The sequence below is a fragment of the Arthrobacter sp. GMC3 genome, assembly GCF_002929305.1.
Taxonomy (GTDB): domain Bacteria; phylum Actinomycetota; class Actinomycetes; order Actinomycetales; family Micrococcaceae; genus Specibacter.
This window is the reverse complement of record NZ_PJIO01000018.1, coordinates 1-21850: the sequence shown is the minus strand read 5'-3', so window position 1 is coordinate 21850 and position 21850 is coordinate 1. Positions and strand designations below refer to the sequence as shown.

Below are 21850 nucleotides of genomic sequence, written 5' to 3'. Positions count from 1 at the left end.
TCATGACTACCACCACCATTGCCAGCCCAGAGCTGAACACGATGGATCGCTGCGACCGTTGCGGCGCACAAGCCTACGTCCGTGTTGTCTTGGAATCCTCCGGTGGGGCGCTGCTCTTCTGCGGCCACCACGCCCGCTCAGTTGAAGCTACTCTGAAGCCGCTGTCGTCACAGTGGCACGACGAGACCAGCCGCCTGACCGAGAAGGTCCCGGTTTCGGTCGACTAACAAAAATGCGAAATGTGAGGGTCCCGGAATATTCCGGGGCCCTCTTTTTGCATCCGCTCATCTAAGGCCCCTTAGTCTCCTTAGAGAGACTGAGCTGAGGCAAAGATGGGTCATCTGCCCCATGTTCGTAATGGTCTGCGCGGGAAGAATTGAGTCATCACCAAGGCTCCGTTCCCGCAGGAACCTTCACGAACAGAGGATCAGAATGTCTGACTTCCTAGCCCTATTGATTTCCCAGCAAAATGATCGCGAACGGGGTGTCGCCTTGGAACGGCGCCGCTTGCAACGAGAGGCCATCGCCACGATCGTGCCCGATCAGCGCACGCCCGGCCGTTTGCGCCGCCTGTGGGCAAGGACCAACCGGCGCGCCACGCCCGTTGGCCACATTGTCCGCCCCAGCTAGCACCCCGTGGTCCACTTGGCACCGACCATGACGCCCGGATCGTGGCAGGATTGGGTTATGCAAATGACACCGGCGAGCACGCACATGATTGGGCGCGACGCCGAGATGCAAGCCCTCCTAGCCTCCTTCGCCGACGCCTCGGACGGAAAGCCACAGGCCGTAGTCATCGGGGGCGAGGCCGGGCTGGGCAAGACCCGGCTGCTGGGTGAATTCTTGGCAAAAATATCCGGCCAGGCCCGGATCATCACGGGGCAGTGTGTGGACCTAGGCACACTGGCCCCGCCCTATGCACCAATCACGGGAGTGCTGCGTTCACTGGCCACCCAAATCGGCCTTGAAACGGTGATGGACTTTGCCGGTCCTGGGCGCGACGCCTTGGCCCTTTTGCTGCCGGAGGGCGCCACGGCCGCTGACGGGGCCCCTGCCGGCAACCGTGTCCTGGAGGCTGTCACCACGGTGCTGGAGCGGGCCTCCGCAGACCAGCCGACAGTTGTTGTGGTTGAGGACCTGCACTGGGCCGATGACGCCACGTTGGCTGTTCTGCGCCTGATCTTGCGCGCGTTCGGTGGCGGCCGGTTCTTGCTGGCGTTGACTTACCGCAGTGACGATGTGCACAGGGGGCACCCCCTGCGAGTGTTTCTCGCCGACATTGAGCGCGGGCGGTACGCCAAGAATATTTGGCTGAACCGGCTCACCAAGGACCAGGTGCGCACCCAAGTCGAATCCATCACGGGCCAGGCCGCCGGGTACGATCTCATTGAAAACGTTTTCGCCCGGAGTGAAGGCATCCCCTTTTTCGTCGAGGAACTGTTGGGCCTCGGGGACTGCGACGCAGCAAGTGAACTGCCCGCAACACTCACCGACCTGCTGCTGGCCAGGTACGAGCGCATGCTGGACCCCGTGCAGTATTTCCTTCGCGTCCTGGCCGCTGGCGGGGTCTGCGTCCCGCACGCGCAAGCGGTGGCGGCGTATGACAAGTCCGTCGAAGAATTTGAGACATCCGCGCGGGCCGCTCAGCGGGCCAATCTGTTGACTCTTGAAGGCAGCAATTACACCTTCCGCCATGCCTTGGTCCGGGAGGCGATCCATGCCGACCTCCTCCCGGGGGAACGCACCCGGTTCCACACCCGCTACGCCCAGGCCCTGGAGGCGGCCGACTCAGGACAGCACAACGCCGTCGAAATTGCCTACCACTGGCATGCCTCCAACGTTCAGGAGAAGACGTTCAAGGCCTCAATCGCCGCAGTTGCCGAAGCCGAACGCAGCTACGCGTATTCGACGGCGGCCCGTATGGGTGAGCGTGCCCTGGAACTGTGGGACCGGATCGACGACGCCGAGACTGCCGCAGGCATGCCGCGCTACACCTTGATGGCCCGGACTGCCTCCGCACACAACCAGGCGGGCGACGGCGAACGGTCGATAGCTGTCATCAGGTTGGCTGCCGCAGAACCAGCCGCCCAAGGAGTTGAATTGGCCCGGTTGCTAGCCGATCAGGCCCGCTACCTTGGCTTCAACGCCCAATTGGGTTCGGAAGAGTTGTTGCTGCGAGCCTTGGACCTGACGCCACAAGGCAGTGACGACGGCTGGCGGGCAACCCTCCTGAACCATCTCGCCGCCCGCTACATGTTGGAGGCAAGACTCAAGGAGTCAATTAGTATCGCCAGCGAGGCGCTGGAACTATCCACCATCACTGATAACCAGACAGAGCAGTCCATTGCCGCGAACCTGCGGGGCAGTTCACGGGCCATGGCAGGAGACATCGACGGCTGGCGGGCTGACCTGGAAAAGGCCGAGGACCTGGCACAGGGGAACACCGATGCCGTCCTGCGTTTTCGCATCAACTATTCGGACACCCTTTACCATTTGGGGCTGTATGACGAGTCCATCCGCGTCGCCGAGGACGGCATCAGGCAGGCCCGTGAGCTCGGCGTGGAACGTACCACCGGAGCCATTCTCTCCTCGAACGCCGTCGAACCCCTTTTCGGCCGGGGCGACTGGAATAAGGCCAAGGCACTCCTGGAAAAGAATCTTGCCCTCTCCCCGCCTAGCTCATTCCACGCCTATCTACTGCGCTCCAAGATTTGGTCTACCCTGTGGAGCGGGGATCCTGAAGGAGCCCAGAAAATATTTAGCCGCTGGCAGCCGCTGTTGCGACAATTGGCAACCGTAGAAATGCAGTCCCGTCTTCCCTTGGAGTTGATCGCCGCCGAACTCGCCTGGATTCGTGGCGACCTGCCGGCCGCCTGGCAGGGCGCATCCTTTTTGATGAGCACGGATTTTCGCTCGCTTCCGGGCTATGACCTGCCACTGCTTGCTGTGGCTGCCAGGGTCCTTGCAGCCAGTCGCATGGCCGGAGATGAGATCGATGGTGACGCCGAGAACCAGCTGCGGACCGTCCTGTCCCGGGATGACTTTTGGCCCACGTACCCCGCCTGGTCTGCGCTCTTTGAGGCGGAACTGGGCGGAGATCTCGGGACCGGCACCGATCCGGCTGCGTGGCACCGGGCCGTGGAACGATCCTCTGCCCTCCCCACCCATCTGAGGTACTACGTTTCGCTGCGTGCAGGGCAGGCGGAGCAGGCGTCCGGTAACAAGGTGGCTGCAATTGCCGCGCTTCAGTTTGCCATCGAAGGCGCCAGCAAACTCGGGGCAGGTTTGCTCGTGTCCATGGGCAGGGACTTTGCCACCAGAACGGGGTTGAATCTTACCGGGCCCAGTCCACGACCCAATTCGGCCGAACTGACGGCACGGGAGTCCCAGGTCCTAGACTTGGTGGCCGACGGGCTGAGTAACAAACAAATCGGCGAGCAGCTCTTCATCAGCGCCAAGACGGCAAGCGTCCACGTGTCGGCAATCTTGCGCAAGTTTGGCGCCTCAAGCCGCACCGAGGCGGCCAGCCGGGCCAGGACCAAAAGCCAACCCTGACACTGGCCACTGAGGCGAGAGCGCGCAAGTGACCTCGCTGCCGTAGCGCGCGTTAAACAGCAATGGCTGCGGCCCCCTCCAAAAGGAGGGGGCCGCAGCCATACCTGACTAGCTCAACCCCGGCGAACCCACTGGGCCCCAGCCTGGCTCGCTAGCGAGCCAGGCTGGGGAGGAGCTGGGGACTAGTCTAGGTAGTCGCGCAGAACCTGTGACCGCGACGGGTGACGCAGCTTGGACATGGTCTTTGATTCGATCTGGCGAATGCGCTCACGCGTAACCCCGTAGACCTTGCCAATTTCGTCTAAAGTCTTCGGCTGGCCGTCGGTCAGGCCGAAGCGCATGGCAACCACGCCAGCCTCGCGCTCGGAGAGCGTATCCAGGACGGAGTGCAGCTGTTCCTGCAGCAGGGTGAAGGAAACGGCGTCGGCCGGGACAACAGCTTCGGAGTCCTCAATGAGGTCACCGAACTCGGAGTCACCGTCTTCACCCAACGGGGTGTGCAAGGAGATGGGCTCGCGGCCGTACTTCTGGACCTCGACAACCTTTTCCGGGGTCATGTCCAATTCCTTGGCCAATTCTTCCGGTGTTGGTTCGCGGCCCAGGTCCTGGAGCATCTGGCGCTGGACGCGGGCCAGCTTGTTGATGACTTCAACCATGTGCACCGGGATACGAATGGTGCGAGCCTGGTCGGCCATGGCGCGGGTGATGGCCTGGCGGATCCACCAGGTGGCGTAGGTGGAGAACTTGAAGCCCTTGGTGTAGTCGAACTTCTCAACTGCACGGATCAGGCCCAGGTTACCTTCCTGGATCAGGTCCAGGAACAGCATGCCACGGCCGGTGTAGCGCTTGGCCAGCGATACCACGAGTCGCAGGTTAGCCTCGAGCAGGTGGTTCTTGGCACGCTTGCCGTCGTGCACAATGCGCTGCAAGTCGCGCTTGAGCTGATCGGTCATCTTGCCGTCGTCGGCTTCGAGCTTCTCGTGCGCAAACAGGCCTGCCTCGATGCGCAGTGCCAAGTCGACTTCCTGCTCAGCGTTGAGCAAGGCAACCTTGCCGATCTGCTTCAGGTAGTCCTTGACCGGGTCAGCCGTGGCACCGGCGGACATGACTTGCTGGACGGGGGCGTCGTCGTCATCGGAGTCTGAGTAGACAAAACCGGTTCCCGTGGCGACAGGCTTTTCGGCCTTCTCAACACCGTCTTCTGGCTCGTCTTCTTCGGGAACCGAATCGGAGGCGGAGTCATCCTGGCTTGCGGCCTTCGCGCGGGTCTTGCGGGCTACAGCAGCCTTGGGGGCCGCAACAGTGCCATCACCTGATCCGGCGGCGGCTTTCTTGGCCGCTATGGTGGCGGCCCGCTTCTGCGCCGGGCTCAGCGCAACGTCACCTGACGAGGCCGGATCCTTAAGTTCGTTGATTGTGGAGTCTTTGCTCGTGGAAGTAGCAGACACAGAAAACCTTTCTTGCGGCGGTCTGTGGAGTCACCTTCGGGCAACACCACTATGACCCTGTCAAGTCCGTGTTGCTGTTACGCGTCACTTCCACTTGGAGGGTCATATGGTTTAACTCCCCGAACCCCGGCGTTGTTCCCGCCGAGACCCACAAAATTTATCCCTTATTGCCCCGCAAGCACATTGTGCTGCGTAAAACACGGACCCCACCGGGTCGCAGCTCCAATTGTCTCATGTTTTCCGCCGCTGCCTTGCTCAGGGTTCCCTTGGCTCAGGCCGCCTCATCAAGGGACCGGTACCCCGGCCAGGCACTGCTTTGATTCTTCGCCCAGGGGGCAATGTACCCGGCGGCCAGAAGCTGGTCCAGGAGGCAGGCCAGCGTGTACCCCGGGAGGCATTGCTGCGCAGCCTGAAAATACGTGCCAGCCCAGGTGCCTCTCCCCCGGCACCATTGAATCCAACCCAGGATGCACAAGACCGGCGCCTTCTCCGGGCCGTGCACAGATTGGGCCAGGAAGAGCAGGAGTTCTTCGGCCAGGTCCAGCCGGGCCCAGCCGGGCGCGAAGGTGCCCGGCTCGTTCCCGGAGGTCCCGCCGAGAAGGACCGCGCTGAAGGAGGCCGCCGCGGCGCCGATCGCGTCATCCGATTCGTCGAGAACCGCAACGTCGTAGCCCACACTCTGACTCGCCCCGTACCAATTGGCGGGCACAAGCAACTTTTGTGCGTCGGGGAGAAGGTATCCGACACCCAGGACCCCGGCCAGCGAACCGTTGGCGCTGGTGGCAAGTGACACCATGACGGCATCCCTGACAGAGGTGTTTCCCAGGCTGGCCAGAAGGTATGCATCCATGGCCGGATCTGGGCGTTGCGGCCATAGAGCCAGGGACCGTTCCCAGGCGCCGAGGGTTACTCCGAGCTGATTTTCCGCAAGGCCCATGGTGGCCAAGTGGTCACGGTAGGGGCCGATCGCCTGGGTGACTTTGAGGGCGAAGCCTGGATCCTGCACCGCCGTCATGGCGGGGATTCGGTCACGCGGATTCCCCTCCGCACGGCGTCCTCGGTAGACGAACTCCGCGTTGACAAAGCTTGCAGCGATCTTTTCATTGCTTTGCCCAGGCCAGGGGCAGCATGAGGGGTTGGTGCAATCGATGCTGCGCCAATGCTTCGCGCCCACGTACCAGGAGTCCCGCACAGGCAAGCCCTGGATCCTGAAGGCGTCTCGGAGGCGGTGGTACAGCTCGTCATGGGGAAAGCCTGCCGGCCCCGCCCAATCACTGTCGCCAAAAAAGGCAATAAGGCAACCGTCAGCTTCCCCATCGCTGGCAAGCTGGCCGGCGGCAAGGGCGGCGAACTGCTGAAAATCTGCGGTTCCAGCCGGGGGCAAGTCCAGGCGCATGGTGGCCCGCAACGCCTTGCCGGCCATGCCGATGCACACCAGGGAGTTCTCCGGCCAGTACCCGATGGTCTGTGGGATGAATGCCAGCAGGTCCTCACCGTTACTGACCCGAATCTTCTCTTGCTTCTGTTGATTTCTCATCCTCCAAGGCTCATCCCAGCCCGGGGAGAATGCCACCGAAGAATGGGCCAAACGCCCACATCTGTGGATAACGCATGCCTGCTTCGTTATTGTGCCGCTAAGAGTCTTTGTCCCGCCTCCGTGCCAGACGCTCGGCGCGCATCTCATTTTTGTACTGTTCGCGCCTGCGCCGGTTGTCGGCCAGGGCCACGCGCAGGGGCGGGACGTCCTCACCCATCAGTGCCATGCGTTGCCGCACGTCCCGGCGTGCCATCACTACGGCGACGCCGCCAACAGCCAGGACCACAAACTGGAAGGAGAGGGCCACCTTGAACGAGGCCAGGGAGTAGAGATCACCGCCGGAGAATCCGCTGCCGTTAAGAAGGTCAAGGATCAGGCCCACCACGTACATGGTCACCAGGGCCGCAAAGAAGCCGCCAACGTTGACAATACCGGTGGCCGTCCCAATCCGGTGGGCGGGGTTGAACGTCCTGGCAAAGTCAAAGCCGATCATGGAAGCGGGGCCGCCGAGGGCCAGCACCAGGATCAGAAGCACCAGCAGCCACAGCGGCGCCTCCCCAGGGTAGAGGATCACGGCAAGCCACGCCCCGGTGATGGCGGCGGTGACGGCAAGGACCATGGTGGAACGCCGCAGTGGATGGCGGCCCACCCAGCCGCCCAGTAGCGGCCCGCAGATCAGGCCCACCACCACAAACAGGCTCAGCAGGATGCTGGCCAACGCCGGGTCCAGCCCCTGTCCGGACACTAGGAATGGGTAACCCCACGTCAAGACGAAGACGGTGCCGGCGAACTGGGTGGAGAAATGGCTCCACATGCCCAGGCGGGTACCTGGTTGCAGCCAGGCCTTGGCCAAATCGGCCGCGGTGTCCTTCAGGCCATGTTTCACCCCTCCGCCGTCGAACGTTTCCGGCCCGTTCCGCAGTACCGCGGCAGCCAGGACACAGGAGAGCAGGCCAAGAGCGGCAAGGCCCAGGAAGGCAGGGCTCCAGCCCCACCCGTGCAGGACTATGGCAAAGGGCGCAATGGAGATCAGCTGGCCGAACTGCCCCAACTGCCCCGTGAGTTGAGTGAGCATGGGCACGCGCCGGGACGGGAACCAGGCGGGAATCAGCCGCAGCACAGAGATGAAAGTCATGGCGTCGCCGGCGCCCACAAAAACGCGCCCCACAACGCCTTCAGGGACGGACGTTGCCGCGGCCAGCTGAATCTGGCCAATAGCCATCAAGGCCGCCCCCGTGGCGATCATCAGGCGTGGCCCAAACCTGTCCACCAACACGCCCACAGGAATTTGCAGCACCGCATAAACCAGAAGCTGGATGACCGTGAACGCGGACAGTGCGGACGCGCTTGCACTGAACCGTTCGGTGGCCTCCAACCCGGCAATGCCAAAGGAGGTGCGTTGCGTCACAGCCACCAGGTAGGCGAAAACGCCCACGCCCCATACGATCCATGCGCGTTTACTATCCACGCCTTCTACCCTATGCCCGCATTACCCCTGGTGCGGATCGGCACCATCACTAGGGCCCCCGGCGGGCCCGGAGTCCCGGCTGGCCAGGTACGCTTCGACGGCGGCACCGAGCTCGTCGGCGTCGGGCAGTTCATCCCCGTCGCCTGTCAGCAGGGACCGGCGGGCGGTTCCGTCGCTATGCTCGTCGTACTGTTTTTCCAGATTCGCCACTACGGCTGCTACCTCGGCGGAACCTTCCACCTGTTCGGTGATTTGGCGTTCCACGGTACGGCCAGCCTCACGCAGCCGTTCGCTGGGAAGCATCAAGGCGGCTGCGGCACCCAGGTATTCCAGGCCGGCGACGGCGGCTGGCGGGTATTCGGCGTCGGCCAGGTAATGCGGCACATGGATGGCATAGCCCACCACGTTGCGCCCCTTGGCCGCCAAACGGTACTCCAACAGGTGACCCATAGCCGAGGGAATTTCCAGCGTGGTTTTCCAGGCAGAAATTCCGTCGATGAGCTCGGGCCGATTGCCATGGACGGTGGCACCGATGGGGCGCGTGTGCGGCACCGGCATCGGGACCGAGTGAGCCCACGCGGTCAAATTCACGTCAAGGCGTTCCACTAAGCCCAACACGGCAAGGGTGAAGCGTTCCCACTGGAGGTCCGGTTCGCTGCCCACCAGGTACAGGAATGGCTTCCCCAACGCGTCAATCATGCGGTACAGCACCAGTGAAGGCGCCTTGTAGTCGCTGAGGTGATCTTCGGTGAAGGTCATCCGGGGCCGCCGGGAGCGGTAGTCAATGAGCTGGTCAATGTCGAACACCGCAACCGGCTCGGCCGCCAGGGTGTCGGTAAGTTCCGCCGAAATCTGTGACACCACGTGGCCAGCATCGGCGAAGCCCGTGAAGGACATCAGCAGGTTCAGCCCACGCAGGTCCTCGGCCTCCAGCAACACCTCATTGAGTGCATAGAGGGATTCGGGTTCTTGGAATGGGGTGTACGCGATGTTATTCATAATCTTCCTCAAGCTTACGTCTCTGCTGTGCACAACACCGCAGATGCCCGGAATCATCCCGGGCACGCACAGTTTGTTTCTCAACCTCTTCAGGCATGGTCCGCTACGGCTGCTAGGTACGCACGGCGCCACGTATGAGACTACGATCGATTGCGAGTGACACAAACAACACCACCTATCGTGAGGACACATCCACAGTGAGTGCGAGCAAGAACATTTCCTTCAACGTCATCAGCACGGACCTGAAAAAGGTCACCGCTGACGCGCTTGTCATCGGCGTCGGCAAGGGTGCCGACGGACCCGTCATCCTCGATTCCCCGCTGTCCGCCAGCGCCGTCGTATCCCTGGAAGCCTCCCTTTCGGCTCTGGGCGTCAGCGGTGCCGCAGATCAGCTCATCCGCCTCCCCGGGCTGCCCGACACCGGAGCCAAGGTTTTGGTCTTGGCCGGCGTCGGCAAGCTCTCAGGCACCGAAATCACCCAGGAATCCCTGCGCCGCGCCGCCGGATCCGCGATCCGCCAGCTCTCCGGGCTCAAGCACGTTGTCTTGGCATTGCCGACGACGACGGTGGGCCAGGTTTCTGCCATCGCCGAAGGTGCCGCCCTGGGCGCCTACCAGTACGCCAGCCTGCATTCGAGCACGGCAGGCAAGAAGGATCCCGTGGCGAAAGTCACCATCCATTCTTCCCTGGCCAAGGACCCCACACTGGCCGCGGCCCTGGAGCGCGCCTCCGTCGTGGCGAAGGCTGTTAACGCAACCCGCACCCTGGTCAACGAACCCCCGAGCGTGCTGTACCCGTCTACGTTTGCCGACGCCGCCAAGGAACTGGCCAAGGGCCTGCCGGTCAAGGTCACCATCATGGACGAGAAGCGCCTGCTCAAGGACGGCTACGGCGGCATCATGGGCGTCGGTCAGGGCTCCTCTCGCCCGCCGCGCATGGTCAAGCTGGAGTACAAGTCCGATAAGTCAGTGGCCGATCTCGCCCTCGTGGGCAAGGGCATCACCTTTGACTCGGGCGGAATTTCCATCAAGCCCGGCGCTGGCATGGTCACCATGAAGTGCGATATGGCCGGCGCTGCCGCCGTCCTGAACACCGTGCTCGCCGCTGCCGAGCTGGGACTCCCCGTTAACGTCACGGGTTGGCTGTGCATTGCCGAAAATATGCCCTCGGGCACGGCCATCCGCCCCTCGGATGTACTGACGATCTTCGGCGGTAAGACCGTTGAGGTCCTGAACACCGACGCCGAGGGCCGTCTGGTCATGGCTGACGGCCTGGTTGCCGCCTCGCAGGAATTCCCCGACGTCATCATTGACGTCGCCACCTTGACCGGAGCCCAGGTGGTGGCCCTGGGTCACCGCACCGCCGGTGTCATGGGCGACGACGGCGTCAGCGCGGCCTTGAAGGCTGCTGCGGACCGTGCCGGGGAACTTGTCTGGCCCATGCCGCTGCCGGAAGAACTGCGCCCCTCCCTGGATTCGCCCGTGGCCGATATGGCCAACATTGGCGAACGCATGGGTGGCATGATGACCGCCGCCGTGTTCTTGCAGGAGTTCATCGGTAAGGGTAAGGATGGCGAAACCATCCCGTGGGCCCACCTGGACATCGCCGGACCGGCCTTCAACGAGAGTGCCCCCTACGGCTACACCCCCAAGCAGGGCACTGGCATGGCCGTGCGCACCCTGGTGACTTACATCGAAGATGTGGTGGCCCGCAGCCTGTAGGAGATTCCCTACCCAGTTCTGCACTATGCCCTTGGCCCGGCGCCCGCTTCGACCCCCAGTCGGTGCAGGCGCCGGTGACCAAGGGCATAGTGACTATGAACACAAACGCCTTTACTGTGACAGGTCGGAGGTGGAGCATGGATGCAGCGACCGCTAAGGTGAATGCTGAAAGTATTTGTCTTTTTTCATGTCAGGACGTTGGCTCAACCAGTGGGCGTCCTGCCACAACAATTGATGAGATGGCGCACGAGAACGTGCGCCACCCAAACGCGAGGGAGCGTCTAAGTGGCCGATCAGGCAGCTGGGCAAGAATTCGACATCCTGATTCTCGGTGGTGGCAGTGGCGGTTACGCCGCAGCATTGCGTGCCATCCAGTTGGGTAAGACCGTTGGGCTGGTGGAGAAGAACAAGCTGGGCGGCACCTGCCTGCACAACGGCTGTATCCCCACCAAGGCTCTTCTGCACGCCGCAGAAGTTGCCGACCACGCCCGCGAAGGCGCCAAGGTTGGTGTCAACGTTGAGCTGAAGTCCATCGACATGGTCGCGGTCAACGCGTACAAGGACGGCATCATCGCCGGCAAGTACAAGGGTCTGCAGGGACTCATCAAGGGCAAGGGCATCACCGTTATTGAAGGTGAAGGCAAGCTCACCGCGGCGAACACCATCACCGTCAACGGTGTCAACTACACGGGCAAGAACATCATCTTGGCCACGGGTTCTTACTCCCGCAGCCTGCCCGGGCTGGAAATTGGCGGCAAGGTCATCACCTCCGACCAGGCCCTGACCATGGACTACGTCCCCAAGAGCGTGATCGTTCTCGGCGGCGGCGTCATTGGCGTGGAATTCGCTTCCGTCTGGAAGTCCTTCGGCGTCGATGTCACCATCATTGAAGGCATGGCTTCGCTGGTCCCCAACGAGGACGCCGCCATCATCAAGGTTCTTGAGCGAACCTTCCGCAAGCGCGGCATCAAGTTCAACACCGGAACCTTCTTCCAGGGCGTTGAGCAGACCGCCGACGGCGTCAAGGCCACTTTGGTTGATGGCAAGACGTTCGAGGCAGACCTCATGCTCGTCGCCGTCGGCCGCGGCCCCTCCACTGCCGGACTCGGCTTTGAAGAAGCCGGCGTCACCATTGACCGCGGATTCGTCATCACCAACGACCGCCTGCACACCGGTGTCGGCAACATCTACGCCGTGGGCGACATTGTCCCGGGCGTGCAGCTGGCCCACCGCGGATTCCAGCAGGGCATCTTCGTAGCCGAAGAAATCGCCGGCTTGAACCCGGTAGTGGTCGAGGACATCAACGTTCCCAAGGTCACCTTCTGCGACCCTGAGATCGCTTCGGTTGGCTTGAACGAGAAGCAGGCCAAGGAAAAGTTCGGCGACGCCAACGTTGAGTCCACGGAGTACAACCTTGCCGGCAACGGCAAGAGCGCCATCCTGGGCACCGGCGGCATCATCAAGTTCGTCCGTGAAAAGGACGGCCCCGTAGTTGGTGTGCACATGATCGGCACCCGCGTCGGCGAGCAGATCGGTGAAGCACAGCTCATCGTGAACTGGGAAGCCTACCCGGAAGATGTTGCCGGCCTGATCCACGCACACCCCACACAGAATGAAGCCCTCGGGGAAGCGGCCATGGCACTGGCCGGCCGCCCACTCCACGGCTAGTAACACTTTTCTTAGTGCACCCGGTGCCCGCACCGGGTGCACTAAGCTCAAATACACATCATCATTACTCATGAATTTCATGTCTGGTGCACTGAAATGCACTGCACAAAAAGGAGAACGGGGACGAAATGTCTGAATCCGTGAACTTGCCCGCATTGGGTGAAAGCGTCACCGAAGGAACCGTCACGCGATGGCTGAAGGCTATCGGCGACCGCGTAGAAGTGGACGAGCCCCTGCTGGAGGTTTCCACCGACAAGGTTGACACCGAAATCCCGTCGCCGTTTGCCGGCATCCTGGAACAGATTTTGGTTCCCGAAGACGAGACCGCCGAGGTCGGCGCAACGCTGGCCATCATCGGTTCCGGCGACGGCGCCGCTGAAGCCGCACCGGTTGCAGAAGCCGCTCCCGTCGTTGCAGCAGCTCCGGTTGTCGAAGCCGCCCCGGTTGCCGAGCCTGTCCAGGCTCCCGCCGCGGCCGCCCCGGCCGGCGACACCTTCGAAGTTAAGCTCCCCGCCCTGGGCGAGAGCGTCACCGAAGGCACCGTTACGCGTTGGTTGAAGGCCGTTGGCGAGACCGTCGAGATTGACGAGCCCCTGCTGGAGGTCTCCACCGACAAGGTTGACACCGAGATCCCCTCCCCCGTGGCTGGCACCTTGCTGGAAATCCGCGTACCCGAGGACGAGACCGCTGAAGTGGGTGGCATCTTGGCCCTGATCGGCTCCGGCGCCGCTGCTCCGGTTGCCGCTCCGGCCGCTCCCGTTGCTGCTCCTGCTGCTCCGGTTGCAGCTCCCGCCCCGGTTGCTGCGCCCGCCGCACCTGTTGCCGCCCCGGCCGCTCCGGCGCCTGTAGCAGCTCCCGCAGCAGCTGCACCCGTCGCCGCTCCCGCCGCTGGTGCAGAGTCCAGCTACGTGACCCCGTTGGTGCGCAAGCTCGCCAACCAGCACGGTGTTGACATCACCACCGTGACCGGTTCCGGCGTTGGCGGTCGTATCCGCAAGCAGGACGTCGTCGCCGCCGCTGATGCTGCCAAGGCAGCTGCTGCCCCGGCAGCCGCCGCAGCGCCGGCAGCAAAGTCTGCCCCCGCCGTCGTACCGTCTTCATTGCGCGGCACCACGGTCAAGGCTCCCCGGATCCGCCAGGTCATTGCCCGTCGCATGCGCGAGTCGCTGGAAACTTCCACGCAGCTCACCCAGGTGCACGAGATCGACATGACGCGCATCGTCAAGCTGCGCAACCAGGCCAAGGGACCGTTCCAGGCCGTCAACGGTACCAAGTTGACGTTCCTGCCGTTCATTGCCAAGGCGGTGACCGAGGCGCTCAAGCAGCACCCCAAGGTCAACGGTGAATACAACGAGGAAACTCAGGAAATCACCTACCACAACGCCGAGCATCTCGCCATTGCAGTGGACACGGACAAGGGCCTGCTGGTTCCTGTCATCTCCAACGCCGGCGATCTGAACCTTGCCGGCCTGGCCGGCAAGATTGCCGATGTTGCCTCACGCACCCGCAGCGGCAAGATCGGTCCGGACGAGCTCTCCGGCGGCACGTTCTCCATCACGAACATCGGCTCCGTTGGCGCCCTGTTCGACACCCCCATCATCAACCAGCCCAACGTTGCCATCCTGGGCACCGGCGCGATCGTCAAGCGCGCAGTGGTTGTTGCTGATGCTGACGGTGACGACACCATCGCCATCCGCCACATGATGTACCTGTGCCTGACGTACGACCACCGCCTGGTGGACGGCGCGGACGCCGGCCGCTTCGTGCAGACCTTGAAGGCCCGCCTAGAAGATGGCGCGTTTGAGGCTGATTTGGGGCTCTAATCCCCGCCTTGCAGTGACCAATGGGTCGTCTTCCTCACAGGAAGGCGACCCATTGGTGTTTTGCGGACACTTTGTCGCTAAGCTGGCAACATGACTTTAGTAACCAGCATCCTGGTATTCCTGCACATCCTCGGCGCAGCCGCGATCGTCGGCGGCTGGTTCGCCACCTTCAAGAAGCCCACCATCCTCCCCATCCAGCTGTGGGGCGCCATTGCCCAGCTCGTCACCGGCTTGGCCCTGGTAGGCATCCTCGGCGCCCAGCACGCCGATGTGAACTACATCAAGATCACCGTCAAGGTCATCATTGCCATCGCCGTCCTGGTACCGGCCATCATCGGCTACCGCAAGGCCTCCAAGGGTGAAGCTGTTCCCACAGGCATTGCACACGCAGTTGGCGGCATGGCACTGATCAACATCGGTGTTGCCACCCTTTGGAGCTAACCTTTTCCTAGCTCGGCGGCGCTTTCCTTAGCCTGCACATGGTTTCCCAGCCACGTTCAAGCAAGGAAAGCGCCTTTGCTGTTTTAACTGCTAACCATGGTCAGGGGCGATGCAGAATTCGTTGCCGTCCGGATCCGCCAGAACAATCCAGCTAAAGTCCTCAATGGAGTGTTCCGCAACGCGTGATGCCCCCAGCGAAACCGCCCGCGCCACCTCCGCCACCAAGTCCCCGGCGGCAAAGTCCAGGTGCAGCCGGCGCCGCCCCTCGGTGGGATCAGGCACCTCCTGGATGGCCAGACGCGGCTGCCCCTCACCCAATGACAGCCAATGGAAACCACTGCCGGAGGCCAGCACCTCGGTATCCAGGAACGCCGTCCAAAACGTGAGAAGCTTGGCGGGATTTGCGGTGTTGATGACAATTGAGGAGAGCTTAACCATGCCGACAGTGTAATCCGTACCACGGCAGCATTCCACGGCATAAGGTGGATGTGCATGCTGTTGCCTTTGTGGCTGCAGAAATCTGATTCTTCATAAGGAGTAAACATGGCTACCATCCGTAACGCCCACGCAGGCTGGGTTGGCGACCTTCCCACAGGCGCCGGCAAGGTTTCCCTTGACAGCTCGGGCGTCGGCTCGTTCGACATCACCTGGAAGGCACGCGCAGAAGCAGCCGAAGGCAAGACCAGCCCCGAGGAACTCATCGCAGCAGCTCACTCGTCTTGCTTTGCCATGGCGTTCACGCACGCCCTGGGCGAGGCAGGAATTGCTGCGGACTACGTCAACACCTCGGCCGCAGTCACCTTCGTCCCCGGCACCGGCATCACCGGCAGCCACCTGACCCTGGCCGCCAGGATCCCCGGCATGGGCCAGGAAGACTTCACCGCTTTTGCCGAAGGCGCCAAGGCCGGCTGCCCGGTCTCGGCAGCACTCGCCGGAGTCACCATCACCCTGGACGCCACGCTCGACGCTTAATCCCCGTCCGCTCCCACCACTTACGGTTTTGTGTGGGCCCGCGATACGGATATGGCCGCTTCCCTTTCCGGGAAGCGGCCATATCTATGTTCGGCACGTTTTATGGGCGGGGCGGCAGTGGTGCCGGGGCTACGTTGCGGTAGCCAGCCAGTTCCGGCGGTTGCACCGTAGGAATTTCGGCGCGCATTTCCAGCAGAACACCGATGGCCGCTTCCAGTTGCGGATCGTTGCCGGCCAGGTAGTCGTGCGGCGGGAACGGAACCGTGATATCCGGGTCCACCCCGTAGTTTTCCACATGAAAACCCTGCCCGTCACGGAACCAGAAGGCGTAGCGCGGCTGCGTCACACCGGTGCCGTCGGCCAGGGTGAATTTTCCGTCGATCCCCACCACACCGCCCCAGGTGCGCATACCCACCACGGGTCCGATCCCCCGCAGTTTCGCGACGGCCGTAATGATGTCGCCGTCGGACCCGGCAAATTCGTCGGTGAGGATGACCACAGGTCCGCGCAAAGCCTGCGACGGGTAGATCTCCGGCCCGTGCCCGCGGGAAAGGCACCAGGCGTCCATCCTGCGGCTGATAACCTCCGCCACCAGCTGTGAGGTGTGGCCGCCTCGATTGCGCCGGACATCAATGACCAGGGCGTCGGCGGCCGTTTCGGTGTCCAGGTCCCGGTGCAGTTGTGCCCAGCCTCGCGGCATCATGTCGGGGACGTGGAGGTACCCAAAAGCGCCCTGCGAGGCTTGGCGGACCGTGGCCCGATTCCTGGCCACCCATTGCTGGTAGCGCAGCTGCTCCTCGCTTTTCAGGGGCACGACGGCGACCCTGCGGCGAGTGCCCGGCTGCCCCTCGCCGTCGGGCTGGCTGGCCGTGGCGCTACGCAAGGTCAGCTCGATAATTTTCCCAGCCGTTCCTGCCAACAACACTGCCGGGCCTTGTGCCGGCACAGGTACGCCGTTGACAGCTTCCAGAACTTCGCCGACCTGTCCGGCAACGCCCGGAGCTTCAAGCGGGGAAAATGCTTGCGGGTCCGAGGACTCTCCGGCAAGGATTTCCTTGATGACGAACCCCTGCTCCGTTGTCTCAAACACGGCACCCAGGTACCCCTGCGAGCCGGCACCATCCTCCGTCACAGGAGCCGGGGTCACATAGGCATGAGAGGTTCCCAGCTCGCCGTGCATTTCCCACAACAAATCGACCAGATCGTCATGGCTACCCAGGCGCTCAACGAGGGGGCGGTAGCGGGCGTGCACAGCATCCCAGTCGGTCCCCGCCATATCAGGGGTGTAGAAGAAGTCTCGTTGCAAGCGCCAGGCCTCGTCGAAAGCCTGACCCCAGACCTTCCCCGGGTCTAGTCTGACCATGATCCGCTCCAGATCCACGTCCGTTCCGGCCTCAGTAGCTTCATCCACCGAGCGGACGGACGCCGGCAGCACCTTAACCCGGCCGTCGCGAAGGGTGACTAGCCAGTTTCCGTCCGCGCTGACCCGGAAACTGTCGATTTCCTCCACGATGCGTGACACCACACCGGTGGCAAAATCAAAGTAGTCAAGACTTGCGGGGGCTGGCTTGTCCGTGGGCTTGCCCAGGCCGTCGCCAGTGGCGCCCCGGGATCGCTCCACGCGCCACAGCAGCCCCCCGTCAACCACCGATAGCTGAACGTACTGGTCTTGGGGAACGGGAACGGCAATGATGCGGGCAGGCAAACCGGCCACATCCACCGTCACTTTCGCCGGGGCCTTGGCTTCGACGTCCTGAGCCGACGATGGCGCTTTCGTCTTGGCAGATCCCGGATGAGGCGCACCCTCCACCGCCGGTCCGAATGGCGACGGCGTGGTGGCCGCCAGCGCTATGAGAAACGGTTTCGTGGAGACAGGGAAGCTCAGGTCAAAGGATTGCGTGTCGTAGACAGGGTCGAAACTGCGCCGGGACAAGAACGCGAGGTATTTCCCGTCGCGGGTGAATTCGGGGCTGCGGTCCGCGAACCTACCGTCGGTCAGTTCGACAATGCGCTCCCCCGGTTCCGCTGGTGCGGTGACGGCCGCCATCCGGAGCTTGGCATGCCTACCTTCCGGATCCAGGGGTTCACTCCAGGCCAGCCAGGCCGAGTCCGGGCTGAATGCCAGTTCCTCTACGGCGCCCAGGGCCGAAGTGGCAAGCAGTTCTATGGCACCGCTGTGAACATCAATCAAATAGACTTCACCGAACTCGGTGCCCACCGCGATCATGGCCCCGTCAGGGCTGGCCACGGCCTCGGCCGCGCGGGTTCGGGCGGGGAATTCGATGCGGCGAATTTCCTGCACATCATCGGCGGGCCTGCTCGGTTTCGAGCTTTCCACTTCTGCCTCGAGCGCTGGGGCGTCCGGGCCCGCAGCCGGGGTGATGGCTGGTGAAGCCGGCTCACGGAAGGTGTCGGCGTTGACGGCCTGCGCCGAAACCGGCCGGGGCAGGGCAGTAACCTCTTCCCCGTCCGTGCCTGCTGGCCCCTCCTCTGGCACCGGCGCACCCTCAGCCAGGTCGGGGCCTGTGCCCTGGTCACCGGCGCCGGCCACGCTGCGAATGTACAGGGCGGCTTCGCCACCGTTGTCGGCGATGTAAAAGACGTGGGCGGCGTCCAGGGGGCGGGCGAGCCTGGCCCGCACGCCGGGTTCCGCAGCAAGGACGCGCGCCGGACCGTCACGGTGCGTGAGCCAGTGAACGGTTCCGTGGGCCTGGACCACGCTGGCGCGCCCGTCCAGGCTGGGGACCACCTCGTTGAGATGGTCCCCAATAGTGAGCAATTTTGGGGTCCGCGCGGATGCTGCCGCCCCCAGAGTGAGCGGAATTTGCACGGCCTCGTCATCAAGGCTGGCCATACTGAAGAGATTCCCCGCCGATTCAAAAACTATCCGGGTACCGTCGGTGCTTGCGTGCCTGACATAGAACCCCTCAAAGTCTGTATGCCGGCGCAGCCCGGAGCCATCTGCTTGCACCGAATAGAGGTTGCCATGACCCTCATGGTCGGAGAGGAACGCAATGCGCCCGGACACCCATAGGGGGTCGCAGAGATTGCCGTCGAGCTCGGGAAGCAGGCGGCTGAACTCTCCCGAGCCGTCGCTGTCAATCCACAGCTTCCCGGCGGTACCGCCCCTGTACCGCTTCCAGGCGGCCGGTTCCCGTGAGAGCGCGGAGGAGAGCACCATGGGGCGCTCGTCACCAACCACGGGACCAAAGGCCATATTGTCCACCGGCCCGTAGGCGAGCAGGCTGCGTTGCGCATCGTCCAGTCCGACAGCGTAGGCCCACGTCAGGCGCGAATCCGGCTGTTCGAAGGCACTTGTCACCACCACTTTGCCTTCGGGGGTGAAGCCCTTGACCTTCGTAGAGGCGTGCCCCCAGTACGTCAGCTGGCGTACCTCCCCGCCGTCGACCGGTGCCGTCACCACTTCGGGGGCGGCACCCCGCGTCACAGACCAGACCACATGGCTTCCATCTGGCGTGAAGCGCGGGTTGCGCGGCGGGGACATTTCCGCAGACAAGCGCCAGGCACGGCCGCCTGCCAGTGGCGCCACCCAGACATCGTCCTGGGCCACGAAAGTGAGCAGATCTTGGTGAACATGCGGGTACCGGAAATAGCTCGAGGAGGTCATTTACGTATCTTAGCCACTGCAACTGAATTATCCGGAGAGTGGGAGGATCTCCTGAATTACCCAGCGCGCGTTGACGAGCATCAGCACGATGTCCAATTCCTGGCGCAGTTCCTTCTCTTGCTGGTGAACCACGGCCCCTTGGGCGTCCTGTTCCGCGAAGGGACTAGTTGTGACCGTGGCACGCACGGCGGCTGTAGCGCTGGGATCTTCGCCGCCTTCAGCAGCCAACCGCGTGGCAGCTACGGCTGCGTCGACCACGTGTGTTGTCAGCCCCGCATAGCTGTGACCCGATTCTTTAAGTGCCCGGGCTAGGGCAGCGTCCGCCTGCGAAGCGGGAGATCCTGCAGCGTTGACAGCCTCCAGCAAAGTGAAATTGGCGCTGGAAAGTGCGTAGGTGCGAACCCATGCCAGCGCGGTCAACGCTGCCACCGGATCGTGCGAGAGCATCTCGGCACGAACTCCGGCGGGCACCATGACAGCCACCCGCCCCAGCGATGTCACAGCATTCACCGTGGACGATGGCTCCGGGGAAGCCTGCGGCGTCAACGTCGATGGAGTCGACGTTGACGCAATGGGCTGACCACTCCCCGTACCCGCGGTGACCGGTGCCACCGCTGCATTCCCTCCCCGTAATCGCCAGCCACCAAATCCCGCAACCAAAACAGCAGCAGCAAGAAGCCCCGCAATCACCATCGTCTTGCGCCCATGAGCCCGGCCAAAGTGTCCACGACCACCTGCATAATCGCTTCTTCGCATCCGGGCCCAGGAAAGTCCGCGAGGTAATGGCCGGGCACGCCCACGCCTATGCGGGTGCACTGCCCTGCGGGTGAGTAGCTCCGGCAGTACGCTCGGGTGCACGGACTGGGCCAGGGCGACGGGTTCGGCACGGGCGCTGCGGAAAACGGCCTGGGCGAATGCGGCCGCCGTCGGACGGTGTGATGCGCTTTCATCCAGCCCCGCCTCCAAGGCCGCCGTCAGCTCCGCAGGCACGCCGGGCACGTACATGCTCAAGGGCATGCGGTCCCTGGTGGGCGGCGGCGGTTGCCCCGTCAGCGCGAACCAGCCCACGGCCGCCAGGGAGAAGACATCTGAGGCTTGCGTCAGATCCTCATCAGCTGGGCACTGAAAGCCGGGCGTGCCGCCTCCCTGTTGCCTGCCTTGACCTACCAACCGGGCAAAGCCGAGATCCCCGAGCATGGGCTTCCCGTGGGCGGTTAGCAAAATGTTTCCGGGAGCAACGTCACCATGGACTACACCACGCCCGTGCAAGAAGGAAAGCACCTGCCCTAGAGGCGTCAAGATGGTCACCGCCTCTCCCACACCGATCGGTCCGCTAGCCGCGACAATGTCACGCACGGATCCGCCGGCCGCATAGTCCATCAGCAAGGCTGCACCGCCGTCGGGACCACTGCCCACGGAAACCACCTCGTGCGCTTTGATCAGATGGTCGTGGTCACATTGAGCCAAAACACGCCACTCTTGTGTGATCTCGCTTTCATTGTGACGACGTCCAAGCACTCCGTCGCGGCCACCACTGTCACCGCTCTCAATGGCGGCTGGCCAGAAACACTTTGCGGCCAGGAGTGCGCCGCCGTTTTGCGCCGCCACCAACCACACCGAACCCTGAGCACCGCTGCCCAGTAATCGCACCACGTCATAGCCGGCAATAACGGGCGCTGCGGCCCGACCTTCCCCTTTTGTGTCCATAGGACAGTGATAGACCCATTTTGACTTTCCTGCTCAAAGTTATCCACAAGGGGTCGTGGCCGGCGATTTAGGCGACACACTTTCGTCCCCTAAAGTGGCGTACATGACAGTTGAGTTCACAGAGGTCGGATTTGCACCGAACTTCATCGACTATGGCAGCGCGTGGGAAAAACAACGCAAGGTCCACGACGCCGTCGTCGCCGGCGCTGCGGGGAACACGGTGCTGCTGCTGGAACATTCGCCCGTGTATACGGCTGGAAAACGGACCGAAGATAATGAACGCCCGTTCGACGGCACGCCCGTTATCAACGTTGACCGCGGCGGAAAGCTCACCTGGCATGGCCCGGGCCAGCTCGTGATGTATCCGATTGTTCGGTTGAAGGACGCGCACGGCATCCGCGAGTACGTCCATGCCCTTGAAGAAATCATCATTGTCACCTTGGCCGAGTTTGGCGTGAAGGGTGAGCGTGTTGAGGGCAGGGCTGGCATTTGGCTTCCGGCCGACGCACAGGGACCGACCCGTAAAATTGCGGCCATCGGCATTCGCGTCCACGACGGTGTGACCATGCACGGCATCGCCATCAACGCCAACAACGATCTGGCACCGTATACCCAGATCATCGCCTGCGGCATCACCGACGCCGGCACCACCACCATTGCCGCGGAGACCGGTAACGACGTCACCCCCGCAGACCTGATAGCAACCCTCCGGGCTGCAACTACTCACCTTTTGTCCCCGTTGATCGTGGATCCCACGGTTTCCCGAATCGAGAACGAAACAATCCTGCAGGGCGCCGTACGCCATGCCGAAGATGGAGCATTGCTGTGACGTTGGCGCCTGAGGGTCGTAAGTTGTTGCGGATTGAGCAGCGTAATGCTGCGG

The 21850-nt window shown here is 63.0% G+C and carries 16 protein-coding genes; 9 read left to right on the top strand and 7 right to left on the bottom strand.

Annotated features, from left to right (window positions below; genetic code table 11):
* The first annotated feature begins 2 nt into the window (after positions 1-2).
* The 3 genes from CXQ94_RS19265 to CXQ94_RS23275 all read left to right on the top strand — a co-directional run bounded on the left by CXQ94_RS19265 (position 3) and on the right by CXQ94_RS23275 (position 3555).
* Positions 3-227, top strand: a complete 225-nt coding sequence (locus tag CXQ94_RS19265; RefSeq protein WP_104092248.1) for a hypothetical protein — start codon at positions 3-5, stop codon at positions 225-227.
* A 205-nt stretch (positions 228-432) separates the two neighbouring features.
* Entirely contained in the window at positions 433-630 is a 198-nt protein-coding gene (locus CXQ94_RS19260; RefSeq protein ID WP_104092218.1) for a hypothetical protein, read from the top strand.
* Positions 631-687: 57 nt separating this feature from the next.
* Entirely contained in the window at positions 688-3555 is a 2868-nt protein-coding gene (locus tag CXQ94_RS23275; RefSeq protein WP_181034314.1) for a helix-turn-helix transcriptional regulator, read from the top strand.
* Positions 3556-3737: 182 nt separating this feature from the next.
* Here the strand turns inward: CXQ94_RS23275 and CXQ94_RS19250 are convergent, their stop codons facing one another.
* The 4 genes from CXQ94_RS19250 to CXQ94_RS19235 form a co-directional block, all read right to left on the bottom strand.
* Positions 3738-4970: an RNA polymerase sigma factor gene (locus CXQ94_RS19250; RefSeq protein ID WP_258067254.1), complete on the bottom strand. Its 1233-nt coding sequence runs from the start codon at positions 4968-4970 to the stop codon at positions 3738-3740.
* A gap of 304 nt (positions 4971-5274) precedes the next feature.
* Positions 5275-6540 carry a DUF4192 domain-containing protein gene (locus CXQ94_RS19245; RefSeq protein WP_181034313.1) on the bottom strand — a complete coding sequence of 422 codons (1266 nt, stop codon included), beginning with the start codon at positions 6538-6540 and terminating at the stop codon, positions 5275-5277.
* A gap of 97 nt (positions 6541-6637) precedes the next feature.
* Complete coding sequence (locus CXQ94_RS19240; protein WP_104092214.1) at positions 6638-8008, bottom strand: nitrate/nitrite transporter; 1371 nt, start codon at positions 8006-8008, stop codon at positions 6638-6640.
* A 21-nt stretch (positions 8009-8029) separates the two neighbouring features.
* On the bottom strand, positions 8030-9007 hold the full coding sequence (locus CXQ94_RS19235; RefSeq protein WP_258067247.1) for a proteasome assembly chaperone family protein: 978 nt from the start codon (positions 9005-9007) through the stop codon (positions 8030-8032).
* Positions 9008-9204: 197 nt separating this feature from the next.
* Between CXQ94_RS19235 and CXQ94_RS19230 the strand changes: the two genes are divergently transcribed.
* The 4 genes from CXQ94_RS19230 (at position 9205) to CXQ94_RS19215 (ending at position 14660) form a co-directional block, all read left to right on the top strand.
* The gene (locus tag CXQ94_RS19230; protein ID WP_258067246.1) at positions 9205-10728 is read left to right on the top strand and encodes a leucyl aminopeptidase; all 1524 of its coding nucleotides are present in this window, start codon (positions 9205-9207) and stop codon (positions 10726-10728) included.
* Positions 10729-11013: 285 nt separating this feature from the next.
* Positions 11014-12396, top strand: a complete 1383-nt coding sequence (lpdA, locus tag CXQ94_RS19225; RefSeq protein WP_104092211.1) for a dihydrolipoyl dehydrogenase — start codon at positions 11014-11016, stop codon at positions 12394-12396.
* A gap of 128 nt (positions 12397-12524) precedes the next feature.
* Positions 12525-14219: a 2-oxoglutarate dehydrogenase, E2 component, dihydrolipoamide succinyltransferase gene (gene sucB / locus CXQ94_RS19220; RefSeq protein ID WP_104092210.1), complete on the top strand. Its 1695-nt coding sequence runs from the start codon at positions 12525-12527 to the stop codon at positions 14217-14219.
* A 90-nt stretch (positions 14220-14309) separates the two neighbouring features.
* Entirely contained in the window at positions 14310-14660 is a 351-nt protein-coding gene (locus CXQ94_RS19215; protein ID WP_104092209.1) for a hypothetical protein, read from the top strand.
* A gap of 90 nt (positions 14661-14750) precedes the next feature.
* Here CXQ94_RS19215 and CXQ94_RS19210 read toward each other — a convergent pair whose 3' ends face one another.
* A complete protein-coding gene (locus CXQ94_RS19210; protein ID WP_104092208.1) occupies positions 14751-15098 on the bottom strand; it encodes a VOC family protein in 348 nt (115 codons plus the stop codon).
* A gap of 105 nt (positions 15099-15203) precedes the next feature.
* Here CXQ94_RS19210 and CXQ94_RS19205 point away from each other — a divergent pair, with 105 nt between their 5' ends.
* The gene (locus CXQ94_RS19205; protein WP_104092207.1) at positions 15204-15632 is read left to right on the top strand and encodes an OsmC family peroxiredoxin; all 429 of its coding nucleotides are present in this window, start codon (positions 15204-15206) and stop codon (positions 15630-15632) included.
* 100 nt (positions 15633-15732) lie between these two features.
* Here CXQ94_RS19205 and CXQ94_RS19200 read toward each other — a convergent pair whose 3' ends face one another.
* Both CXQ94_RS19200 and CXQ94_RS19195 read right to left on the bottom strand, forming a co-directional pair.
* The gene (locus CXQ94_RS19200; RefSeq protein ID WP_104092206.1) at positions 15733-19260 is read right to left on the bottom strand and encodes a S41 family peptidase; all 3528 of its coding nucleotides are present in this window, start codon (positions 19258-19260) and stop codon (positions 15733-15735) included.
* A gap of 27 nt (positions 19261-19287) precedes the next feature.
* Positions 19288-20967 (bottom strand): serine/threonine-protein kinase, encoded by a 1680-nt coding sequence (locus CXQ94_RS19195; RefSeq protein WP_104092205.1) that lies wholly within the window; start codon positions 20965-20967, stop codon positions 19288-19290.
* A gap of 103 nt (positions 20968-21070) precedes the next feature.
* On the opposite strand from CXQ94_RS19195, the gene lipB reads away from it, so the two are divergent.
* Positions 21071-21796, top strand: coding sequence for a lipoyl(octanoyl) transferase LipB (gene lipB, locus CXQ94_RS19190; protein WP_104092204.1), 726 nt, complete (start codon positions 21071-21073; stop codon positions 21794-21796).
* Positions 21797-21850 lie beyond the last annotated feature (54 nt).

What these genes read in the sequence shown, in the direction of transcription:
- CXQ94_RS19200 (WP_104092206.1), bottom strand. Translation starts at nt 19,260, where the DNA reads ATGACCTCCTCGAGCTATTTCCGGTACCCGCATGTTCACCAAGATCTG.
- CXQ94_RS19245 (WP_181034313.1), bottom strand. Translation starts at nt 6,540, where the DNA reads ATGAGAAATCAACAGAAGCAAGAGAAGATTCGGGTCAGTAACGGTGAG.
- CXQ94_RS23275 (WP_181034314.1), top strand. Translation starts at nt 688, where the DNA reads ATGCAAATGACACCGGCGAGCACGCACATGATTGGGCGCGACGCCGAG.
- CXQ94_RS19195 (WP_104092205.1), bottom strand. Translation starts at nt 20,967, where the DNA reads ATGGACACAAAAGGGGAAGGTCGGGCCGCAGCGCCCGTTATTGCCGGC.
- CXQ94_RS19260 (WP_104092218.1), top strand. Translation starts at nt 433, where the DNA reads ATGTCTGACTTCCTAGCCCTATTGATTTCCCAGCAAAATGATCGCGAA.
- CXQ94_RS19210 (WP_104092208.1), bottom strand. Translation starts at nt 15,098, where the DNA reads ATGGTTAAGCTCTCCTCAATTGTCATCAACACCGCAAATCCCGCCAAG.
- CXQ94_RS19265 (WP_104092248.1), top strand. Translation starts at nt 3, where the DNA reads ATGACTACCACCACCATTGCCAGCCCAGAGCTGAACACGATGGATCGC.
- CXQ94_RS19215 (WP_104092209.1), top strand. Translation starts at nt 14,310, where the DNA reads ATGACTTTAGTAACCAGCATCCTGGTATTCCTGCACATCCTCGGCGCA.
- CXQ94_RS19205 (WP_104092207.1), top strand. Translation starts at nt 15,204, where the DNA reads ATGGCTACCATCCGTAACGCCCACGCAGGCTGGGTTGGCGACCTTCCC.
- lipB (WP_104092204.1), top strand. Translation starts at nt 21,071, where the DNA reads ATGACAGTTGAGTTCACAGAGGTCGGATTTGCACCGAACTTCATCGAC.
- sucB (WP_104092210.1), top strand. Translation starts at nt 12,525, where the DNA reads ATGTCTGAATCCGTGAACTTGCCCGCATTGGGTGAAAGCGTCACCGAA.
- CXQ94_RS19235 (WP_258067247.1), bottom strand. Translation starts at nt 9,007, where the DNA reads ATGAATAACATCGCGTACACCCCATTCCAAGAACCCGAATCCCTCTAT.